At 69.8% G+C, this 15,939-nt stretch carries 18 protein-coding genes; 9 read left to right on the top strand and 9 right to left on the bottom strand.

Annotation, left to right across the window (positions count from 1 at the left end; all coding sequences use genetic code 11):
- On the top strand, nucleotides 1–696 hold a 696-nt coding region (locus tag AB0H88_RS29450; RefSeq protein ID WP_357649982.1), incomplete at its 5' end, for a universal stress protein.
- 682 nt (nucleotides 697–1,378) lie between these two features.
- On the opposite strand, the gene AB0H88_RS29445 is transcribed toward AB0H88_RS29450, so the two are convergent.
- The gene (locus tag AB0H88_RS29445; protein ID WP_357649981.1) at nucleotides 1,379–1,933 is read right to left on the bottom strand and encodes a helix-turn-helix domain-containing protein; all 555 of its coding nucleotides are present in this window, start codon (nucleotides 1,931–1,933) and stop codon (nucleotides 1,379–1,381) included.
- Nucleotides 1,934–2,086: 153 nt separating this feature from the next.
- Here AB0H88_RS29445 and AB0H88_RS29440 point away from each other — a divergent pair, with 153 nt between their 5' ends.
- The 3 genes from AB0H88_RS29440 (at nucleotide 2,087) to AB0H88_RS29430 (ending at nucleotide 5,554) form a co-directional block, all read left to right on the top strand.
- Nucleotides 2,087–2,836, top strand: coding sequence for a glucose 1-dehydrogenase (locus AB0H88_RS29440; protein WP_357649978.1), 750 nt, complete (start codon nucleotides 2,087–2,089; stop codon nucleotides 2,834–2,836).
- Nucleotides 2,837–2,951: 115 nt separating this feature from the next.
- On the top strand, nucleotides 2,952–4,373 hold the full coding sequence (locus tag AB0H88_RS29435; RefSeq protein ID WP_357649975.1) for an ATP-binding protein: 1,422 nt from the start codon (nucleotides 2,952–2,954) through the stop codon (nucleotides 4,371–4,373).
- A complete protein-coding gene (locus tag AB0H88_RS29430; RefSeq protein ID WP_357649973.1) occupies nucleotides 4,352–5,554 on the top strand; it encodes a tetratricopeptide repeat protein in 1,203 nt (400 codons plus the stop codon). Before AB0H88_RS29435 ends, AB0H88_RS29430 begins: the two co-directional genes overlap by 22 nt.
- Before the next feature lie 43 nt (nucleotides 5,555–5,597).
- On the opposite strand, the gene AB0H88_RS29425 is transcribed toward AB0H88_RS29430, so the two are convergent.
- The gene (locus AB0H88_RS29425; protein ID WP_357649971.1) at nucleotides 5,598–6,263 is read right to left on the bottom strand and encodes a helix-turn-helix domain-containing protein; all 666 of its coding nucleotides are present in this window, start codon (nucleotides 6,261–6,263) and stop codon (nucleotides 5,598–5,600) included.
- A 42-nt stretch (nucleotides 6,264–6,305) separates the two neighbouring features.
- Complete coding sequence (locus AB0H88_RS29420) at nucleotides 6,306–7,760, bottom strand: MFS transporter (RefSeq protein WP_357649969.1); 1,455 nt, start codon at nucleotides 7,758–7,760, stop codon at nucleotides 6,306–6,308.
- Nucleotides 7,761–7,966: 206 nt separating this feature from the next.
- Here AB0H88_RS29420 and AB0H88_RS29415 point away from each other — a divergent pair, with 206 nt between their 5' ends.
- Nucleotides 7,967–8,611, top strand: a complete 645-nt coding sequence (locus AB0H88_RS29415) for a TetR/AcrR family transcriptional regulator (RefSeq protein ID WP_357649967.1) — start codon at nucleotides 7,967–7,969, stop codon at nucleotides 8,609–8,611.
- 21 nt (nucleotides 8,612–8,632) lie between these two features.
- Here the strand turns inward: AB0H88_RS29415 and AB0H88_RS29410 are convergent, their stop codons facing one another.
- Together AB0H88_RS29410 and AB0H88_RS29405 are read right to left on the bottom strand one after the other, a co-directional pair.
- The gene (locus tag AB0H88_RS29410) at nucleotides 8,633–8,827 is read right to left on the bottom strand and encodes a ferredoxin (RefSeq protein ID WP_357649965.1); all 195 of its coding nucleotides are present in this window, start codon (nucleotides 8,825–8,827) and stop codon (nucleotides 8,633–8,635) included.
- 14 nt (nucleotides 8,828–8,841) lie between these two features.
- On the bottom strand, nucleotides 8,842–10,059 hold the full coding sequence (locus AB0H88_RS29405) for a cytochrome P450 (protein WP_357649963.1): 1,218 nt from the start codon (nucleotides 10,057–10,059) through the stop codon (nucleotides 8,842–8,844).
- A 218-nt stretch (nucleotides 10,060–10,277) separates the two neighbouring features.
- Between AB0H88_RS29405 and AB0H88_RS29400 the strand changes: the two genes are divergently transcribed.
- The 4 genes from AB0H88_RS29400 to AB0H88_RS29385 all read left to right on the top strand — a co-directional run bounded on the left by AB0H88_RS29400 (nucleotide 10,278) and on the right by AB0H88_RS29385 (nucleotide 12,196).
- The gene (locus AB0H88_RS29400) at nucleotides 10,278–10,748 is read left to right on the top strand and encodes a hypothetical protein (protein ID WP_357649961.1); all 471 of its coding nucleotides are present in this window, start codon (nucleotides 10,278–10,280) and stop codon (nucleotides 10,746–10,748) included.
- Between the two features lie 89 nt (nucleotides 10,749–10,837).
- Nucleotides 10,838–11,155: a hypothetical protein gene (locus tag AB0H88_RS29395; RefSeq protein ID WP_357649959.1), complete on the top strand. Its 318-nt coding sequence runs from the start codon at nucleotides 10,838–10,840 to the stop codon at nucleotides 11,153–11,155.
- Between the two features lie 3 nt (nucleotides 11,156–11,158).
- Nucleotides 11,159–11,452 carry a hypothetical protein gene (locus tag AB0H88_RS29390; protein WP_357649957.1) on the top strand — a complete coding sequence of 98 codons (294 nt, stop codon included), beginning with the start codon at nucleotides 11,159–11,161 and terminating at the stop codon, nucleotides 11,450–11,452.
- Nucleotides 11,453–11,545: 93 nt separating this feature from the next.
- Nucleotides 11,546–12,196 (top strand): hypothetical protein, encoded by a 651-nt coding sequence (locus AB0H88_RS29385; RefSeq protein WP_357649955.1) that lies wholly within the window; start codon nucleotides 11,546–11,548, stop codon nucleotides 12,194–12,196.
- A gap of 39 nt (nucleotides 12,197–12,235) precedes the next feature.
- Here the strand turns inward: AB0H88_RS29385 and AB0H88_RS29380 are convergent, their stop codons facing one another.
- The 4 genes from AB0H88_RS29380 to AB0H88_RS29365 form a co-directional block, all read right to left on the bottom strand.
- Complete coding sequence (locus tag AB0H88_RS29380) at nucleotides 12,236–12,562, bottom strand: STAS domain-containing protein (RefSeq protein WP_357649953.1); 327 nt, start codon at nucleotides 12,560–12,562, stop codon at nucleotides 12,236–12,238.
- A gap of 194 nt (nucleotides 12,563–12,756) precedes the next feature.
- On the bottom strand, nucleotides 12,757–13,647 hold the full coding sequence (locus AB0H88_RS29375; RefSeq protein WP_357649951.1) for a carbohydrate ABC transporter permease: 891 nt from the start codon (nucleotides 13,645–13,647) through the stop codon (nucleotides 12,757–12,759).
- A 1-nt stretch (nucleotide 13,648) separates the two neighbouring features.
- Complete coding sequence (locus AB0H88_RS29370) at nucleotides 13,649–14,575, bottom strand: sugar ABC transporter permease (RefSeq protein ID WP_357649948.1); 927 nt, start codon at nucleotides 14,573–14,575, stop codon at nucleotides 13,649–13,651.
- Nucleotides 14,572–15,906: an extracellular solute-binding protein gene (locus tag AB0H88_RS29365; protein WP_357649946.1), complete on the bottom strand. Its 1,335-nt coding sequence runs from the start codon at nucleotides 15,904–15,906 to the stop codon at nucleotides 14,572–14,574. Before AB0H88_RS29365 ends, AB0H88_RS29370 begins: the two co-directional genes overlap by 4 nt.
- Nucleotides 15,907–15,939: the final 33 nt, after the last annotated feature.

Below are 15,939 nucleotides of genomic sequence, written 5' to 3'. Positions count from 1 at the left end.
ATCGGGAACGCGCGGAAGGTCCTGGCACAAGCCGAGGAGATCGCGCGCGAACGCCAGCCTACCGTCGAGGTGAGTACCGAGGTGATGACGGGAACACCGGCGGCCGTCCTTCGCGAGCAGGCCGGCGACGCGACCGAACTGGTGGTCGGCAGTAGAGGGTTGGGTGGCTTCGCCGGGGCTGTGCTTGGCTCGGTCAGCATGAACGTCGCGGGCCAGGTGCCGGTTCCGGTGGTCGTCGTCCGGCCAAGGACCGCCGTGGCGCACGGTGAGATCGTCGTCGGTCTCGATGGCTCCCCCACGTGCGAGCCCGCCCTGGCCTATGCCTTCGGGCAGGCCGAACTGCGCGGAAGCACATTGCGGGCGGTGTACGCCTGGGCGCTGCCGTTCGCCTTGGCTGCCGGCTTCTCCTGCGACTTTGAAGCGTTGCGTGAGGCCCAACAGCGTGTCGCCGAGGAACAACTCGCGTCGTGGCGGGAGAGATACCCGCGGGTCAAGGTGATCGCGGACGTGCGGTGTGCCCATCCCGTCAATGCGCTGGCCGCCGCCGGTGACCGGGCCGACCTGCTGGTCGTCGGCTCGCATGGCAGGAGCGCGATCGGGTCGATCGTCCTTGGCTCGGTCAGCCGAGGCGTCCTGCACCACGCACACTGCACGGTGACGGTGGTGCGCGCCAAGGACGCACCTACTCCGGCATGACTTGGTCGCCGACGCCAGGATGGCAGCGACCTTGATCGGGAGACAACGCTGCGTCGAATGGCGGATACGGCCGCAAGGGTGACCGACGTGCCCCTATGGCGCACACTTCCACGGGATCGGCGAGCCACCGGCTGAGTGACGACCGTCAGCGCCGACCACGATCCGTGCCTTGTCCTCCCACGCTGGTAATACGACAGGAACTCCACGCGACGGGACACCCGTAGCGTGGACGCAAGCGCAGGTGCTGTGTGGGTGAGGCCGACCACCCCGGTCACCATAGCTCCGGCCAGCCGGGCCTGCTGGGCCACCATGGCGCCTACCGCGCCGGCCGCGCCGGTCACGATGACCTCCTCGCCCGGCTCCAGGCGGGCGACGTTGTGCAGGGCGACGTACGCCGTGGTGGTCGGTACGAAGAACGACGCCGCGACCTCGGGAGGAAGCGGCCGCGCCAGCGGGGTGACGGCCTTGGGAGAGACGCTGAGGCGTTCGCGCCAGCAGCCGTCGCGCAGCAGGCCGAGCGCGGCACCGCGAAGGAGCACCTGCGTGCCCGGAGCCAGGGTCTCGGAGTCCAGGACCACGCCGGCGGCCTCGACGCCGCCCACGTACGGAAGCGGGGGCTTCATGCCGAAAGATCCGCCGGCGACGGTCAGGTGGGCCGCCAGGTGGCAGATATGTTCGCCGGTCAGGCGTCCATCCCCTTGCGCAACAGCGCCCACGCCCGTGCTGCGGCGACTCGCCGGGCAGGTGCCGGCCGCTGGACGAGGGCCGCCGCGAGCATGCCGACGGCCATGACCAGGTCATCGGGGGTGAGGTCCGGACGGATCCGCCCGGCGCGCTGGGCCTCGGCGAGCTTGCCCGTCAGCAGTTCCGCCACGCGGTCGCGTACCGCGATGACGCGGGGGTCCGCGGGGGGCACGCTCACCATGTCGATGAACGCGGTCGAGGCGATGGCCTGCTCGGTGATCAGGGCCAGTACGTCGTCGAGAGTGGCACCCGGTTCGGCGGCCAATGCCTCCAGCGCGGTCACTCCATCCTCGAACACGGCGAGCGCGAGGCTGACCCGGTCGGGGAAGTGCCGGTAGAGGCTGCCCTGGCCGACGCCGGCCGTGCGGGCGACCATGCTGAGCGGCGCGTCGTAGCCCGCGGTGGCGAACACGTCACGGGCCGCCGCGATCAGCGCCGCGCGGTTCTCGGCCGCGGCACCGGGCCCTCTGTTCATCCGGCGTACGTCAGGCATAGCGGCAACGATAGCAACCGGACATCAAAGTCCGATTCTTCGAGCTCAGTGCTCCCCCTACTCGACATATATCAGGTCCAACGGTTACGGTTTCACCGGACATGGTTGTCCGGTTCAATGCGTGCCGGTCGCCCGATCGAAAGGACCACCTCTTTGAGCACCTTTGACGACAAGGTCGCCCTGGTCACCGGAGCGGGATCCGGAATCGGCCAGGCCATGGCGGTCGCCTTCGCCAAGGCCGGCGCCCGCGTCGTGGCCTGCGACATCGACTCCGGCAGCGCCGAACGGACCGCCGCCGACCTCGGTGACGCGGCGATCGGCGTGGCGGCCGACATCTCCGACGAGGCTTCGGTGGCCGCGCTGGTCGAGACCGCGATCAGCGCGTACGGACGCATCGACGTGCTGTGCAACAACGCCGGGATCATGGACACCATGGCCTTGCCCGCCGACATCCCGCTCTCTCTGTGGGAGCGGGTGCTGAGGGTCAACCTGACCGGCACGTTCCTGGTCACGCACGCGGTGCTGCCGTACATGCTGAGCCAGAGCAGCGGCGCGATCGTCAACACCGCTTCGGAGGCGGGCATCCGCGGCGGCACGGCCGGGGCCGCCTACACCGCCTCCAAGCATGGCGTGGTCGGCCTGACCAAGAGCGTGGCCTGGGCGTACGCCAAGGACGGCATCCGCTGCAACGCCATCCTGCCCGGCCCCACCATGACCGGCATCGCCACGAACACCACCTTCGACCCGGCCGGCGCCGCCCGCCTCGCCCCCGTGCTCGCCCTCGGCGAGAGCATGGCCAAGCCGGAGCAGATGGCCGACGCCGCTCTCTTCCTCGCCTCGGACGCCGCCTCGTTCATCAATGGCGCGATCGTCCCGGTGGACGGCGGCTGGTCGGCCGGCTGACCGAGTCGCCTGAGACGTCGTGGACCCACGCCCCATGCGCCCCGGTGTGGGCTGATTTCGGTATCTTGCGTAGTTCAGGACCGACCGAAACCACCCGCTACAGAAGGGACGGCACGTGCTCGACGATGCCGGTCTCCAGGCGCTCCGCGAGGCGGCCCGCCTATCCCCGGACAACCTTCCCCTGCGGCAGCACCTGGCCGGTCAGCTCCTGGCCAAGGGGTATCTCGGCGAGGCCGAGGCCGAATACCGCGCCGCGCTCGTGCTCGCGCCCAAGGACGCGGGCATCATGGCCGGGCTGGCGGAGGCGTTCGTCCGGCAGAGTGCCTTCGGCGCCGCGCTGGCCGCTCTGGAGCCGTTGCTGGCCGCTCCTGGCTACCCGCCCAAGGTGGGCGTGCTGGCGGCTCGGGCACTGCTCGGCGAGGGGGACACCGCGCGGGCGGGCTACCGCTACCACGAGGCGATCTCCCGCGATCCGTCCGTGGGGGACGCCGACCTGGCCGCCCGGCTGTCGGCCCCGCCGGCCCCACCGTATGGGGCGCCGGCCCCGGCCGCCTCGCCGTACGGGGCGCCGGCACCTCCCGGACAGCCCTACGCCGCGCCGGCGCCTCCCGCCGGGCAGGCTTACGCCGCACCGGCCCCTACGCCGGTGGATGGGGCCACCGCCGAGATCGAGCGTTCCCGGCTCAACTTCGCCGATGTGGCCGGCATGGAGGCGGTCAAGGAGTCGCTGCGGGTCAAGCTCCTGCTGCCGATCCAGCAGCCGGACCTGTTCGCCGCGTACGGCAAGCGCGCTGGAGGCGGGGTGCTGCTGTACGGCCCGCCGGGAGCGGGCAAGACGCACCTGGCCAGAGCCGCCGCCGGAGAGCTCGGCGCGTCGTTCGTCAACGTGGGCCTGGCCGACATCCTGGACATGTACATCGGCTCCAGCGAGCGCAACCTGCGGGCCACCTTCGAGCTGGCCCGGCGCAACCGGCCGTGCGTGCTGTTCTTCGACGAGGTCGACGCGCTGGCCGCCCGCCGCTCGGACATGCGCCAGGCGCACACACGGCAGCTGGTCAACCAGTTCCTGGCCGAGCTCGACGGCGTGGACCAGAACGCCAACGAGGGGGTCCTGGTGCTGGCGGCCACGAACGCCCCCTGGTACGTGGACGTGGCCTTCCGCCGTCCCGGCCGGTTGGACCAGCCGGTGTTCGTACCGCCGCCCGACCCGGCGGCCCGCGCGGCCATCCTGCGCCTGCTGTGCCGTGACAAGCCCCTGGCCGAGATGGACTTCGACGCGGTCGCGCGGGTCACCGACCATTTCGTCGGCGCGGATCTGAAGGGTGTGGTGGACCGGGCGGTGGAGGTCAAGCTCCAGCAGTCGATCAGCGCGGGCCGCCCCATTCCGCTCTCGACGCCCGACCTGCTGGCCGCGGCCCAGAGCGTACGGCCGACCGCGGTGCGCGAATGGATGGCCACCGCGCGAAACTACGTGATGCACTCCAACGACTCCGGCGCCTGGGACGAGCTGATGCCGTGGGTCAAAGGCAAGTGGTGACCGCCGCCGACCCGGTACAGCGGGCGCGGACGCTGCTTGGGATGCGCCGGCCGGCCGAGGCCGAGCGGGAGCTGCGCGGCGCGCTCGCCCAGGAACCGCAGCACATCACCGCGCACTCCTTCCTGGCCCTCGCCCTCGCCCAGCAGGGCGTCGTGGCCGAGGCGGTCGCGCAGGCGCATGAGGCGATCCGGCTGGCGCCCGACCAATGGCTCACGCACTACGTGGCCGGTCAGGTGCATCAGCTCGCCCGCCGGCCCGACGAGGCGATGGCCGCCCTCCACGTGGCCCTCGAACTCGAGCCCGAGTACGCCCCGATCTGGGAGCTGCTGGCCCGCGTCCACGTGTCCAAGGAGCAGTGGCTCCAGGCCGCCGAGGCGGCGCGGCGCGGGCTGGCCATCGACCCGCAGGAGTCCGACCTGGTGAGCCTGCTGGCGGTGGCGCTCACCGAGCTCGGGCAGGCGGAGCCGGCCACGGCCGCCGCCGCGCACGCCGTGGGGCTGGACCCGGAGAGCGCCATCGCGCACCTGGCGTACGGCCGGGCGGCGCTGACCTTCGGCGATCCCCGGCGGGCGGCGGACGCCTTCCGCGAGGTGCTCCGCCTCGACCCCGGCTTCGACCAGGCCAGGGATCTCCTCGTGGCGGCGCTGAAGCAGCGCAATCCGCTCTACCGGCGGCTCACGCGGCTGCGGGACGGGCTCCGTGGCGGCCGGCTGGTGTTCCTGCTGCCCGCCGTCCCGCCGCTCATCGTGGTCTTCATCCTCATCGCGGTCCTGCACTGGGCGGCGTGGGTAGCCGAGGCGTGGACCACGCTGCGGCTGGCCCGTGCCAAGGCCACCCAGCTGCTCTTCGAGGGCGCCGAGGCCCGCGTGGCCGTGCTGTGCTGCGGCCTGGTGGCCGTGGGCGCGGCGGTGCTCGTGCTGGGCGTGGCGCTCGGCCAGGACGCGGTCGGCACCGCGGGCGTGGCCGTCATGGCCCTGGTCACCGCGGTCCAGGAAGCCGTGCACACCGGCTCGGCGCGCGGCCGGGCGATCCTGTACGGCTGGACGGTCCTGCTCGTTGTGGCCATCGTCACGGCGACGATCCTGGCCTCGACGGGCGTGGTGCTGCTGAGCGTGTACGCCGGGCTGGCCACGATCTGGGTCGCGGCAGGTGTACGGCGCGCATTCGGCCACCGCGGCTAGCCATCCCCGCCGCCTCGGCCACCACGGCTGACGGTTCGGACGCCTACTCCCGCAGGGCGGAGGTGAGCCCGGTGATGGCCGTGATCAGGTTGGTCCCCAGCCACCGCCAGGACCGCTCGGCGGTGCCGGGGTCGGCCCGGCGGTCGGCCAGGTCGGCTTCCAGCTCGGCGCTCATGTGCACGATGAGCTGCCGGATCATCGCCCCACGCTGCGCGGAGAGCTCAGGCTCGGCGGTCCGCCCGTGCGGCTGGCCGAGCTCTTCCAGGCGGCGGAACGACGGCATGTTCAGATGTGCCTGGATCGTGTACTCGCGCAGGCTGGGCTCCACGACGGCCTGCGCCAGGAACCGGGCGTACCAGGACGGCGTGCCCACGTCGATATGATGCTCGATGCTCGGCAGGACGAGGCAGGTGGCCCAGTCCCGCAGGGACATCTCGCCCGACTCGCCCAGCGCGGCCACCATCGCGACGCGGTGCTTCTCGATCGCGGCCATGTGCCGGGCCAGGATCGCGCGGATGAGCTCGTCACGGGTGCTGAAGTGATATTGCACGACCGACTTGTTGCGCTGGCCCGCCGCCTCGCCGATCTTCCTGATCGACACGTTCGCGAACCCGTGCTCCGCGTAGAGCCGCTCCGCGGTGTGCATCAGCTTGTCCCTGGCGACTGCGGAGCGGGGCGAGATCGTGGCGGCCGTCTCGGAGAGCGTCATCTCGTAGTGACCTTCATGACCGTTGCCCGACCTCGCTCTGGTTCACCGCGCGCTGGTCGCGGTCCCTGCTTCCACCGGGGCCAGGTTACCCGCATCGCGGCCGCTCGGGATGAAGGCGGCGATCAGGAACGCGGCCAGCGCCGCGCCGCCGCCGATGAGGATGGCGACCCGGAAGCCGGCGAGGGAGGGCAGTTCGGCGGGGCCGAAGCGGGTGACCATGTTGGCCAGGACGACCGAGATCACCGCGCTGGAGGTGGAGGTGCCGATCGAGCGCATGAGGGCGTTGAGCCCGTTGGCCGCGCCGGTCTCCGACGCCGGCACGGCCGACATGATCAGCGCGGGCATCGCGGCGTACGCGATGCCGACCCCGGCGCTGATGACGCAGGTGAACACGACGATCTGCCAGACCCCGCCCATGAGCACGATGCCCAGGAAGTAGCCGACGGCGATCACGAGCGAGCCCGTCATCAGCGACACCTTCGGGCCCCGCGCGGCCGACAGGCGCGCAGCGAGCGGCGAGGTGGCCATCATCACCAGGCCGCCCGGCGCCATGCACAGGCCGATCACCAGCAACGACTGGCCGAGGCCGTATCCCGTGGCCGCCGGTATCCCCAGCACCTGCGGCAGCACCAGCGACATCGCGAACATCGAGAAGCCGACCATGATGGAGGCCAGATTCGTCACCAGCACCCGGCGGCGGGCGGTGATCCGCAGGTCCACCAGCGGCCGCCGCGTGCGCAGCTCCCACACCCCCCACAGCAGCAGGATGACCGCGGCGGCGGCGAACAGCCCGAGAATCGTGCCGCTCGTCCAGCCCCAGTCGCCGCCCTTGGAGATCGCCAGCAGCAGGCACACCAGTCCGGCCGTTAGCCCGACCGCGCCGAGCACGTCGAAGCGGCCGCCGGTGCGCAGCGGCGACTCCGGCACGACGGCCAGCACCAGTCCGGCCACCACGGCGCCGAGTGCCGCCGAGACCCAGAACAGCACGTGCCAGCCGATGTGCTCGGCGAGCAGCGCGGCGCTCGGCAGACCCAGCGCGCCGCCCACGCCCAGCGAGGAGCTCATCAGCCCGATCGCCGAGCCGAGCTTCTCGGGGGGCAGTTCGTCCCGCATGATGCTGATGCCCAGCGGGATGACACCGGCGGCCGCGCCCTGGAGTGCCCGGCCCACGATCATCGGGGCCAGCGAGTCGCTGAGCGCGCAGACGACCGACCCGGTCACCAGCAGCCCGAGGCAGAGCACGAGGATCAGCCGCTTGCCGTACATGTCCCCCAGGCCCCCGAACACCGGGGTGGCCACGGCGCCGGCCAGCAGGGTGGCGGTGATGGCCCAGGAGGTGTTCGACGGAGTGGCGTGCAGCAGGGCAGGCAGCTGCGGGACCAGCGGGATGACCAAGGTCTGCATGAGCGCGACCACGATGCCGGCGAACGCCAGCACCGCCACCGTCAGGCCGCCGCGTGGCGCCCGCACCTCGGTCCCAGGGACCAGCGTCGTCATCGACGTCCTGTCTCGATCGTTGCGAAATGGGGCTCTATGACCAGTCCCCCTTGTGCGCCGCCCTCACGCCCGCGTCCTGTTTGCGGGTACGCGAAGATCACGCGGCGGCCATCATAACCGTAAGGCGATCGCCTCAATAGAGTCAAGCAGTTGACTTAATCAAGGCGATCCCTCTACGGTGCTCCCACGACCGTGCGGAGGTAAGGGTGACCACGACCAAGCCCGAGCGTGGCGGCGAGACCCGTGAGCTGCTCGTGACGACGGCCGAGCGGCTGTTCGCCGAGCACGGGGTGGCGGCGGTGTCCAACCGCCAGGTCAGCGAGGCGGCGGGGCAGGCCAACAACTCCGCGGTCGGCTACCACATCGGCACGAAGGCCGATCTCGTGCTCGCGATCGTCAGCCGGCACGCCGCGCCGATGGAGCGGCGACGCGCCGAGATGCTCACGACGGTCACGGATTCGGCCGGCCTGCACGAATGGATCGCCTGCCTCGTACGCCCCATCACCGAACACCTCGCCGACCTGGGCACCCCGACCTGGTACGCCCGGTTCGCCGCCCAGGTCACCACCGACCCGGCCTTCCGCAAGCTCGTCACCGACGACACGATCACGTCCTCGTCGCTGCGGCGGACCCTCGACGGGGTCTCCCGGCTCGTCCCCGACCTGCCCGAACAGGTACGGCAGGAGCGCAAGGACATGATCCGGCACCTGCTGGTGCACATGTGCGCCGAGCGGGAACGCGCGCTGCACGAGGGCACGGCCACCCCGCACGCGACCTGGGACGCCGCCGCGACGGGGCTGATCGACGCGATCACCGGCCTGTGGCTGGCCCCGGTCAGCGGCGCTCCCTGATCTCACGGTGATGGGAGGATGTCACTCCACGAGCCGGATGGCCGAGGCGGGGCACCCAGCGGCCGCGACGCGCACCGCCTCATGCTGGTCCAGTGGGGGCGCCTCGTCCAGCACGACGACGACACCGTCCTCCTCGCGCTGGTCGAAGACCTGGTCGGCCGTCATCACGCACATCCCGCTGGCGCAACACAGGTCCTGGTCGGCGATGACCTTCATGACGGGCCCTCCAGTTACCACGTGACCCAGACGTCCTGCAGCCCGCCGGACATCCCTCCGGTACGGAGCTTGAGGTCGTCGGGGATGTCCCGCAGGCCCAGGCTCGGCAGCCGCCGGGCCAGCGTGCCCAGCACGACCTGAAGCTCCATCCTGGCCAGGGGCTGGCCGATGCAGAAGTGCGGCCCGGCGCCGAAGGTGAGGTGCTGGTTGGCCTGCCGGCGCGGGTCGAACCGCTCGGGCTCGGGGAACTTGCGCGGGTCCCGGTTGGCGGAGGGCGCGCTGGGGATCAGCGTCGTCCCCGCCGGCACCGTCACGCCGCTCAACTCGACGTCCTCGGTGATGAACCTGGGCACGCCGATCGCCGAGAGCGTGCTGTCCAGGCGGAGGACCTCCTCGACCGTGCCCTGGATCAGCTCGGGGTCGTCGATCACCGCCTCGAAGCGCTCCCGCTCGGCGAGCACCATCGCCGTCATGATCGCGATCATGTTCGACGTGGTCTCGTGCCCGGCCAGCAGCAGCCCGCGCACGGTGGCGATCAGCTCGGCGTGGCTGAGGCGGCCGTCCTCGCTGTCGGTGATCTGCGTCAGCTCGCTGAGCAGGTCGTCACCCGGGTTCGCGCGGTTGCGGTCGATCAGGTCGGAGACGTAGGCGTTGAACTCCTCGTACGCCTGGTCGACCTCCTCCTGGGTGTTACGCGTCAGGGTCAGCATGGTGCTCGACCAGTGGGCGAACTTGTCCTGGTCCTCGCTGGGCGCACCGACCAGCGCGCAGATGACGCGCACCGGAAGCGGCAGTCCCAGCCCGGCCGACAGGTTCGCCGGGGAGCCCTTGGCCACGAGGCCGTCGACCAGGTCGTCGGCCATCGCCTGGATCCTGGGGCGCCACACCTCCATCCGCCGGACCGTGAACCAGCGGCTGAGCAGCCGCCGCCAGCGCAGGTGCCCCTCGCCCTCGCTGATGTTCTCGCTGCCCATCTTGCGCCGGCTGAACAGGCCGCCGTCCTTCGTGGTGGACATCCGGGCGGCGCCCTCGCGGGCGAGGTTGCGGCTGAACCGCGGGTCCGAGATCACCGCACGGGCGTCGTCGTAGCGGGTCACCAGCCCGGCCACGTCACCGCTGGGCAGCCGGACGTGCGCGACAGGGCACTGCTCGCGCAGCTCCGCCAGCTTCGCGGGAGGCTCCAGAGCCGTGGCCCGGTCGAAGGGATAATCGGGGATCGCCTCAGCAGTCATCGTGCCCTCCAGATCGGGAACCTGATCGAACTCACCTTAAGTCGCCTGCTTTATTAAGGCAACCTCCTTGAAATGGCCCTCGGATGCCCTTCCGGGCCGCCTTTGGTGCATAACGGGCTTCGCAGTCGGCGGGCGGTGCGGCAGACCGGCGATGGGCGACCGTCGGGCGCGGGGCCGTCGCGCAGCGTCGCGTGGGAGCTAGGCTCAATAGATCGGAAATGTGGGAGAGAAAGGACCCGATCATCGTCAACGACTACTTTCCCTCGTCCGAGGGCCCGCGACGATCGGCGCGCCGACGCGTGACTGAGGCGGCGATCCTCAGCAGCCACGACCAGAGCCGGGCCGACATCGCCCAGTGGACCTGCCCGCACGGGCAGCACGCCGGGCACGGCTGCGTCACCTGCTACGAGGTCTCGGCCGACGCCGATCCGGCGTTGCCGTTGTGGGAGGTCGCGGTGTGGTTCACCTCGGCGCGGCCGATCCCGATCAGGACCCTGCACGACGTGCACCGCCACGGCCGCCGCTTCGCGCTGGACCAGCCGTCGACCCCCCTGGTCTACCTGCTGAGCGGGCAGATACGCGCCGAACTGGGCGCGGAGGCGGTGGCGGGCATGGTCGGGTTCCTGCTGCAGAACCAGCACATCGTCGACGAATTCATCGTTACGGAGATTCGCGCCGTCCACTCCTGACGCCCGAATGGGTAGGGGACTACTCATGTGCGGCCCCCCAATCCACCTCACTCTTGGCTGAAAGGCACCACCAAGAGAGAGGGGGCGCGATGGCTGTCACGCGAATCGACTGGCATTGGTTCTCCGCCTGGGGTAACGGTTACCACACGGTCGATCTCAACCTTCCCCCGGCGCTGGTCGGCACGTCCGTCTCGCTGTACGGCGCGACCGGGGGCGGGACGCAGTACGCGGGGATCAAGCACTTCCGGCGCAGGCTCGACTCCGGCGCCGATCAGGACGTGGACTTCGGCGAGTGGCCCTCGTGGCCGCCGCTGGTCTTCGACCGCATCAGCGGCATCACCCTGGCGATCGCCACGGGCACGGATCAGACCGGCTGGCTGCTCGCGCGGCTCGACTTCTGGGGGTGAGAGATGGAATTCAGGTCAACGGGCGGCGGTCGTGTCGCCCACGTCAAGAGCTGCGTCCTGTATGACGCCGACGGCGTGATCCAGCATGTCCATCACGTCGTGGACATGGAGGGCGTCGAGGAGACGCCGGAGAGCGTGGTCGCCGAGCGGGCGCTCGCGCTGGCCAGGGATCGGGGGCTCGACTACGCCGCGCTGCGGACGCTGCACGTCGACCCTTCGCACATCAGCGGCCCGGTGCGCATGCGGGTCGACACCTCCAGCGGGGCCCTGGTGACGGAGGAGTCTTCCACCCTCTAGCCGCGGTCCCGGCCGACCGGCGGCGCCTCGCCTGGCTCTGCGGCCAAGCCGGTGTCAATCTCCGTGCAAGCGGGTGTCGTTAGCGTCGCCGGTATGTCACAACGATGGTTATTCGGTGCCGGCGCGGCGACCGCGGTCGCCGCGCTGCTGCTCACATCCTCTCCGGCGGCGGCCGGCACCGCCGCCCCGAACATGGCGGCACCGGCGGCCACTCCGGCGAGGGTGTCCAACAAGCTGTTCCATGCGTGGCTGCGCCGCGACCGCGCGGCGGCCGCGAAGGTGGCCACCCCCGCGGCGGTCAGTTCGATCTTCTCCTACGCCTACCGCGCGCCCGACGAGTTCGCGGGCTGCGCCGGTAACGCGTGCCGGTTCCTCCACACCAGCGTGCGGGTACCGGGCGGGCTCAACGGCCTGCTCATGATCGTCTCAGGCTCGAAGGTCACCCGGGTCTACCAGTCGCGCCACGTGACCAAGCCGGCGGTGGCCGCCAAGCGACTGCTCACGGCCTGGCACCAGGGCGACCGTGACCTCGGCCTCGAGGTGGCCTCTCAGGGGGCGGTCGCCAGACTCTTCCGCGTCAGGTACGACCCCAAGGGCGTCGCCTACTACTTCCAGGGCTGCACCAAGGAGCCGAAGGGCTACAGCTGCGCCTGGTCCTACGACGGCGGCGCCCTGCTGATGCACCTCAAGGGCTCGATCACCCGCGGGTACGACGTCCAGTCGATCGGCTACATCGCCGACTGACCGTTCCGATTTCCGATTTCCGAGGACGCGGGGACGGGGTCACATCACGATCGGCAGGCTGCGGTCCAGCCCGGACATGTGCAGGAGACTGACCATGAACGGGCGGGGTCCGGCCAGGGCGAGCGTGATGCCCTGAGCACGGGCGCGGTGCTGGATGCCGACCAGGATGCCCAGGCCGGTGGCGTCGCAGAACGACACCCCCGACAGGTCGATGATGAGCGTGCTGGTGCACGTCGCCAGGGCCGCCACCAGGCCCTGACGGAGCTCCTTGCTGGTGAAGATGTCGATCTCACCGCTCACCTGGATCGTGGTCGGAGCGGATGTTCCGCCGGCCCTGGGAAGCGGTATGGCGTGCGTGATGGTCATGATGATCCCCCATCGAGGTCCGAGCTCAGCGTGCCTTGTCCAGGCCTCTGGAGAAACCCGTGAGCGGCCCATCGCCGTCTGAAGTACCAACGCGCGATATGTCCTCGGTGGGATGAGTTTATCGCATTTCGCCGGTCAGCATTCGGAATACTGCATTGAGGGATTCATTAACTAAAAAGGGATATTTCACGCGATTATTTACTGAAGCCCGCCATCAAGCCGCTGAGGAGTTGACGCCGGCCCACCACGTACAGGGTCAGGATCGGCAGCGTGGTCAGGACGACCGAGGCGAGCACCGCCGGCACGTTGATGCTGTACTGGCCCTGAAAGGTCCACAGAGCCAGCGGCAGGGTCCGTTTGTCCGGGCTCTGCGTGAGGATCAGCGGCAGCAGGAAGTTGTTCCAGATCGTCAGCGCGTTGTAGATCGTCACCGTCACCACGGCCGGCCGGGACAGGGGGAAGGCCAGGCGCCAGAGCGTCCCCCACTCGGTGGCGCCGTCCATCCGCATGGACTCGAACAGCTCCTTCGGGACGTCGCGGATGAAGTTGGACAGGACCAGCACCGACAGCGGGATCGCGAAGGCGATCGACGGCAGGATCATCGCCAGCAGGGTGTCGTAGAGGTGCAGCCGGATGATGATCAGGTAGATCGGGATGACCGTCGCCTGCAGCGGGATTGCCAGGCCCATGAGGAACAGGGAGTTGACCGACCGGATGAACCGACCGGCGGAGCCCCGCACGATCGCGTAGGCCGCCATGAAGGAGACGGTGACCGCGGGGATCACCGCGCCGACGGTGACGATGAGGCTGTTGATGAAATACAGCACGAAGTCGGACTCGATGACCATGCGGTAGTTGGCCAGGGTCGGCTGGGTCGGCGGCGCCAGCGGGTTCATCGCGTAGTAGTTGCTCTGCGTCTTGAAGCTGGTGATGACGATCCAGTAGATGGGCACCACCACGACGGCCATCCAGAGCCACCCGGTCGCGCCGCCCAGCCAGTTCCAGTGACGGGCGGGCGCGTCGCGTTGGTGCCGGGGCCGCTGGGCCCCCGTCCGCTGAGGGCGAGTTGTCAGGGTCGTCCCCATGTCAGGCCCCTTCCATCTGGCTGTGGTCGGCCTTGCCGCCGCCGAGCCGGCGCAGCAACAGCGACAGGGCGAGGCCCACGAAGACGAGAATGAGGGCGATCGCGCTGGCCGGGCCCATGAGGTTGGCCTGGAAGCCCCGCTTGTACATGTCCAGAGCGAGCACCCGGGTGGCGTCGCCCGGACCCCCGGCGGTCAGCACGAAGATCAGGTCGAAGAAGGTCAGCGAGCCGACGAGCACGAGGGTCGTGGACGTGATCATCGTGTACTTCAGCTGCGGCAGGGTGATGCTGAAGAACTTGCGGACCCGCCCGGCGCCGTCCAGCTCCGCGGCCTCATACATCGACTGCGGGATCTGCCGTACGCCGCCCTGGTAGATCAGCGAGTGGAACGGGATGAACTGCCAGGACACCACGAAGACCACGACGCCGAGGGCGAGGCCGGGCCGGCCGAGCCAGTCCTGGCTGAGCAGCTCGATCTTCAGTCCGGCGCCGAGGCCGAAGTTCGGGTCGAGCAGCGCCTTGTAGGTGATGGCGATGGCCGCCGAGCTGAGCAGGAGCGGGATGAAGTACAGCACCGACAGCACCGCGCGGTAGCGCTGGGCCCCGGCCAGGAACACCCCGAGCAGGATGCTCGTCGGCGTCTGCACCAGCCAGGACAGCGCCATGATCAGGAACGTCACCCACAGCGCGTGCGGCAGGCCTGGGTCGGCGAGGACGGCCTGCCAGCTGGTGAAGCCCGAGAAGTGGATGTCGCCGATGCCGTCCCAGGTGGTGAAGCTGAGCGCGAGGACCCCGACCAGCGGGATCACCCCGAAGCCCACGAAGAACACCAGCGCCGGAACGGTCAGCCACGCGAGGGAGCCGTTGCGTCCCCCTCGCGCCCGGGCCGACGGCCTCCCTGATCCGGCGGAGGTCGGAATGGTGGTCACTTGCCGATGACCGCGTTCATGTTGGTGGTGAACTGCTGCGGTGAGATCGACAGCTGGAACAGCTTGGCGATGTTGTCGAGCAGCACCTCCGCCGCCGTGGGGCTGAGCGCCTGGTCCCAGGACTGGGCGAACGTCTTGGCGTTGCTGGCGATGCCGTAGACGAACTTCAGCCACTCCGCGTCCTTGGAGGAGGCGAACGCGCTGTCAGCGCCCTTGACGATCGGCACCGAGCCGGCCCCGACCCACCCCTTGACCTCCTCGTCCGAGAGCAACGAGGCGAAGAACTTCTTGGCGATCTCCTTCTGCTCCGGGCTCGCCTTGGACGAGATCGACATGTACTGGCCGGGGTTGCCGACCGTGTCGCTGGGGTCGCCCTTACCGCCGTCGACCGGCGGGAAGTTCATGTAGCCGAGGCTGCCACCGGAGACGAAGTCGCCGCCGTCGGTGGACATGCTCCCGTACGTCCAGCCGCCGTGGAGCATCATCGCGGCCTTGCCGGTGTACAGCAGCGCCTGGTCGGCGTTGGAGTCCGCGGTGATCGAGGAGAAGCCCTTGATGAACCCCTTGGCCTTGATCAGGTCCTGCATCTTGGTCAGGGCGTCGATGGCGGCCGGGTTGGACCAGGCGTCCTTCTGACCGTCGAACACCGCCTGGAACACCTCAGAGCCGCCGATACGGTCGAACAGGAACTCCAGCCACATCATGTTCGTCCAGCGAGACTGCCCGCCGAGGGAGAACGGCGCGATGCCCTTGGCGTTGAACTTGGGCACCAGGTCCATGATGTCGCCCCAGGACTGCGGCGGCTGGGCCCCGATCTGCTCGAAGAGCTTCTTGTTGTAGTACAGGACGATCGGCTGCACGGTCTCGCACGGCATCGCGTAGATCTTGCCGTCCACGGTCGCGGCCCCGAACGAGGACGGGAACAGCCGGTCCTTGACCGCGGCGTTCTGCCCGAACCACGAGGTGAGGTCCTCGACCTGGCCGGCCTGTACGTAGCTGCGCAGCGAGCCGCCGCCCCAGCCCCAGATGATGGTGGGCGCCTGGCCGGCCCCGATCGCCGTCTTGATCTTCGTCTTGAAGGCGTCGTTCTGGAAGGTCGTCCCGGCGATCTGACCGTTGGGGTTGGCCTTGTTGAACCGCTCCATGGCGGCGGTGCGGATGCCTTCCTGCGGCTGCGTGGACAGGTACCAGTAGGTGGCCTTGGTGCCGCCACCACCCCCGCTACCGGGTTTGGTGGGGCCGGAGCTGCCGCAGGCGGCGAGCGCGGCGCCTAGGGGCAGGCCCATCGAGAGGCTGAGGAAGGTGCGGCGAGAGGTTGCACTGGACTCCACGCTGATCTCCGTACTCGAATGCCGGGGGCGGGC

This window comes from Nonomuraea sp. NPDC050680, assembly GCF_040654555.1.
Lineage (GTDB): Bacteria > Actinomycetota > Actinomycetes > Streptosporangiales > Streptosporangiaceae > Nonomuraea.
The sequence above is the reverse complement of the archived record's forward strand: the minus strand, read 5'-3'. Positions and strand labels throughout refer to the sequence as shown.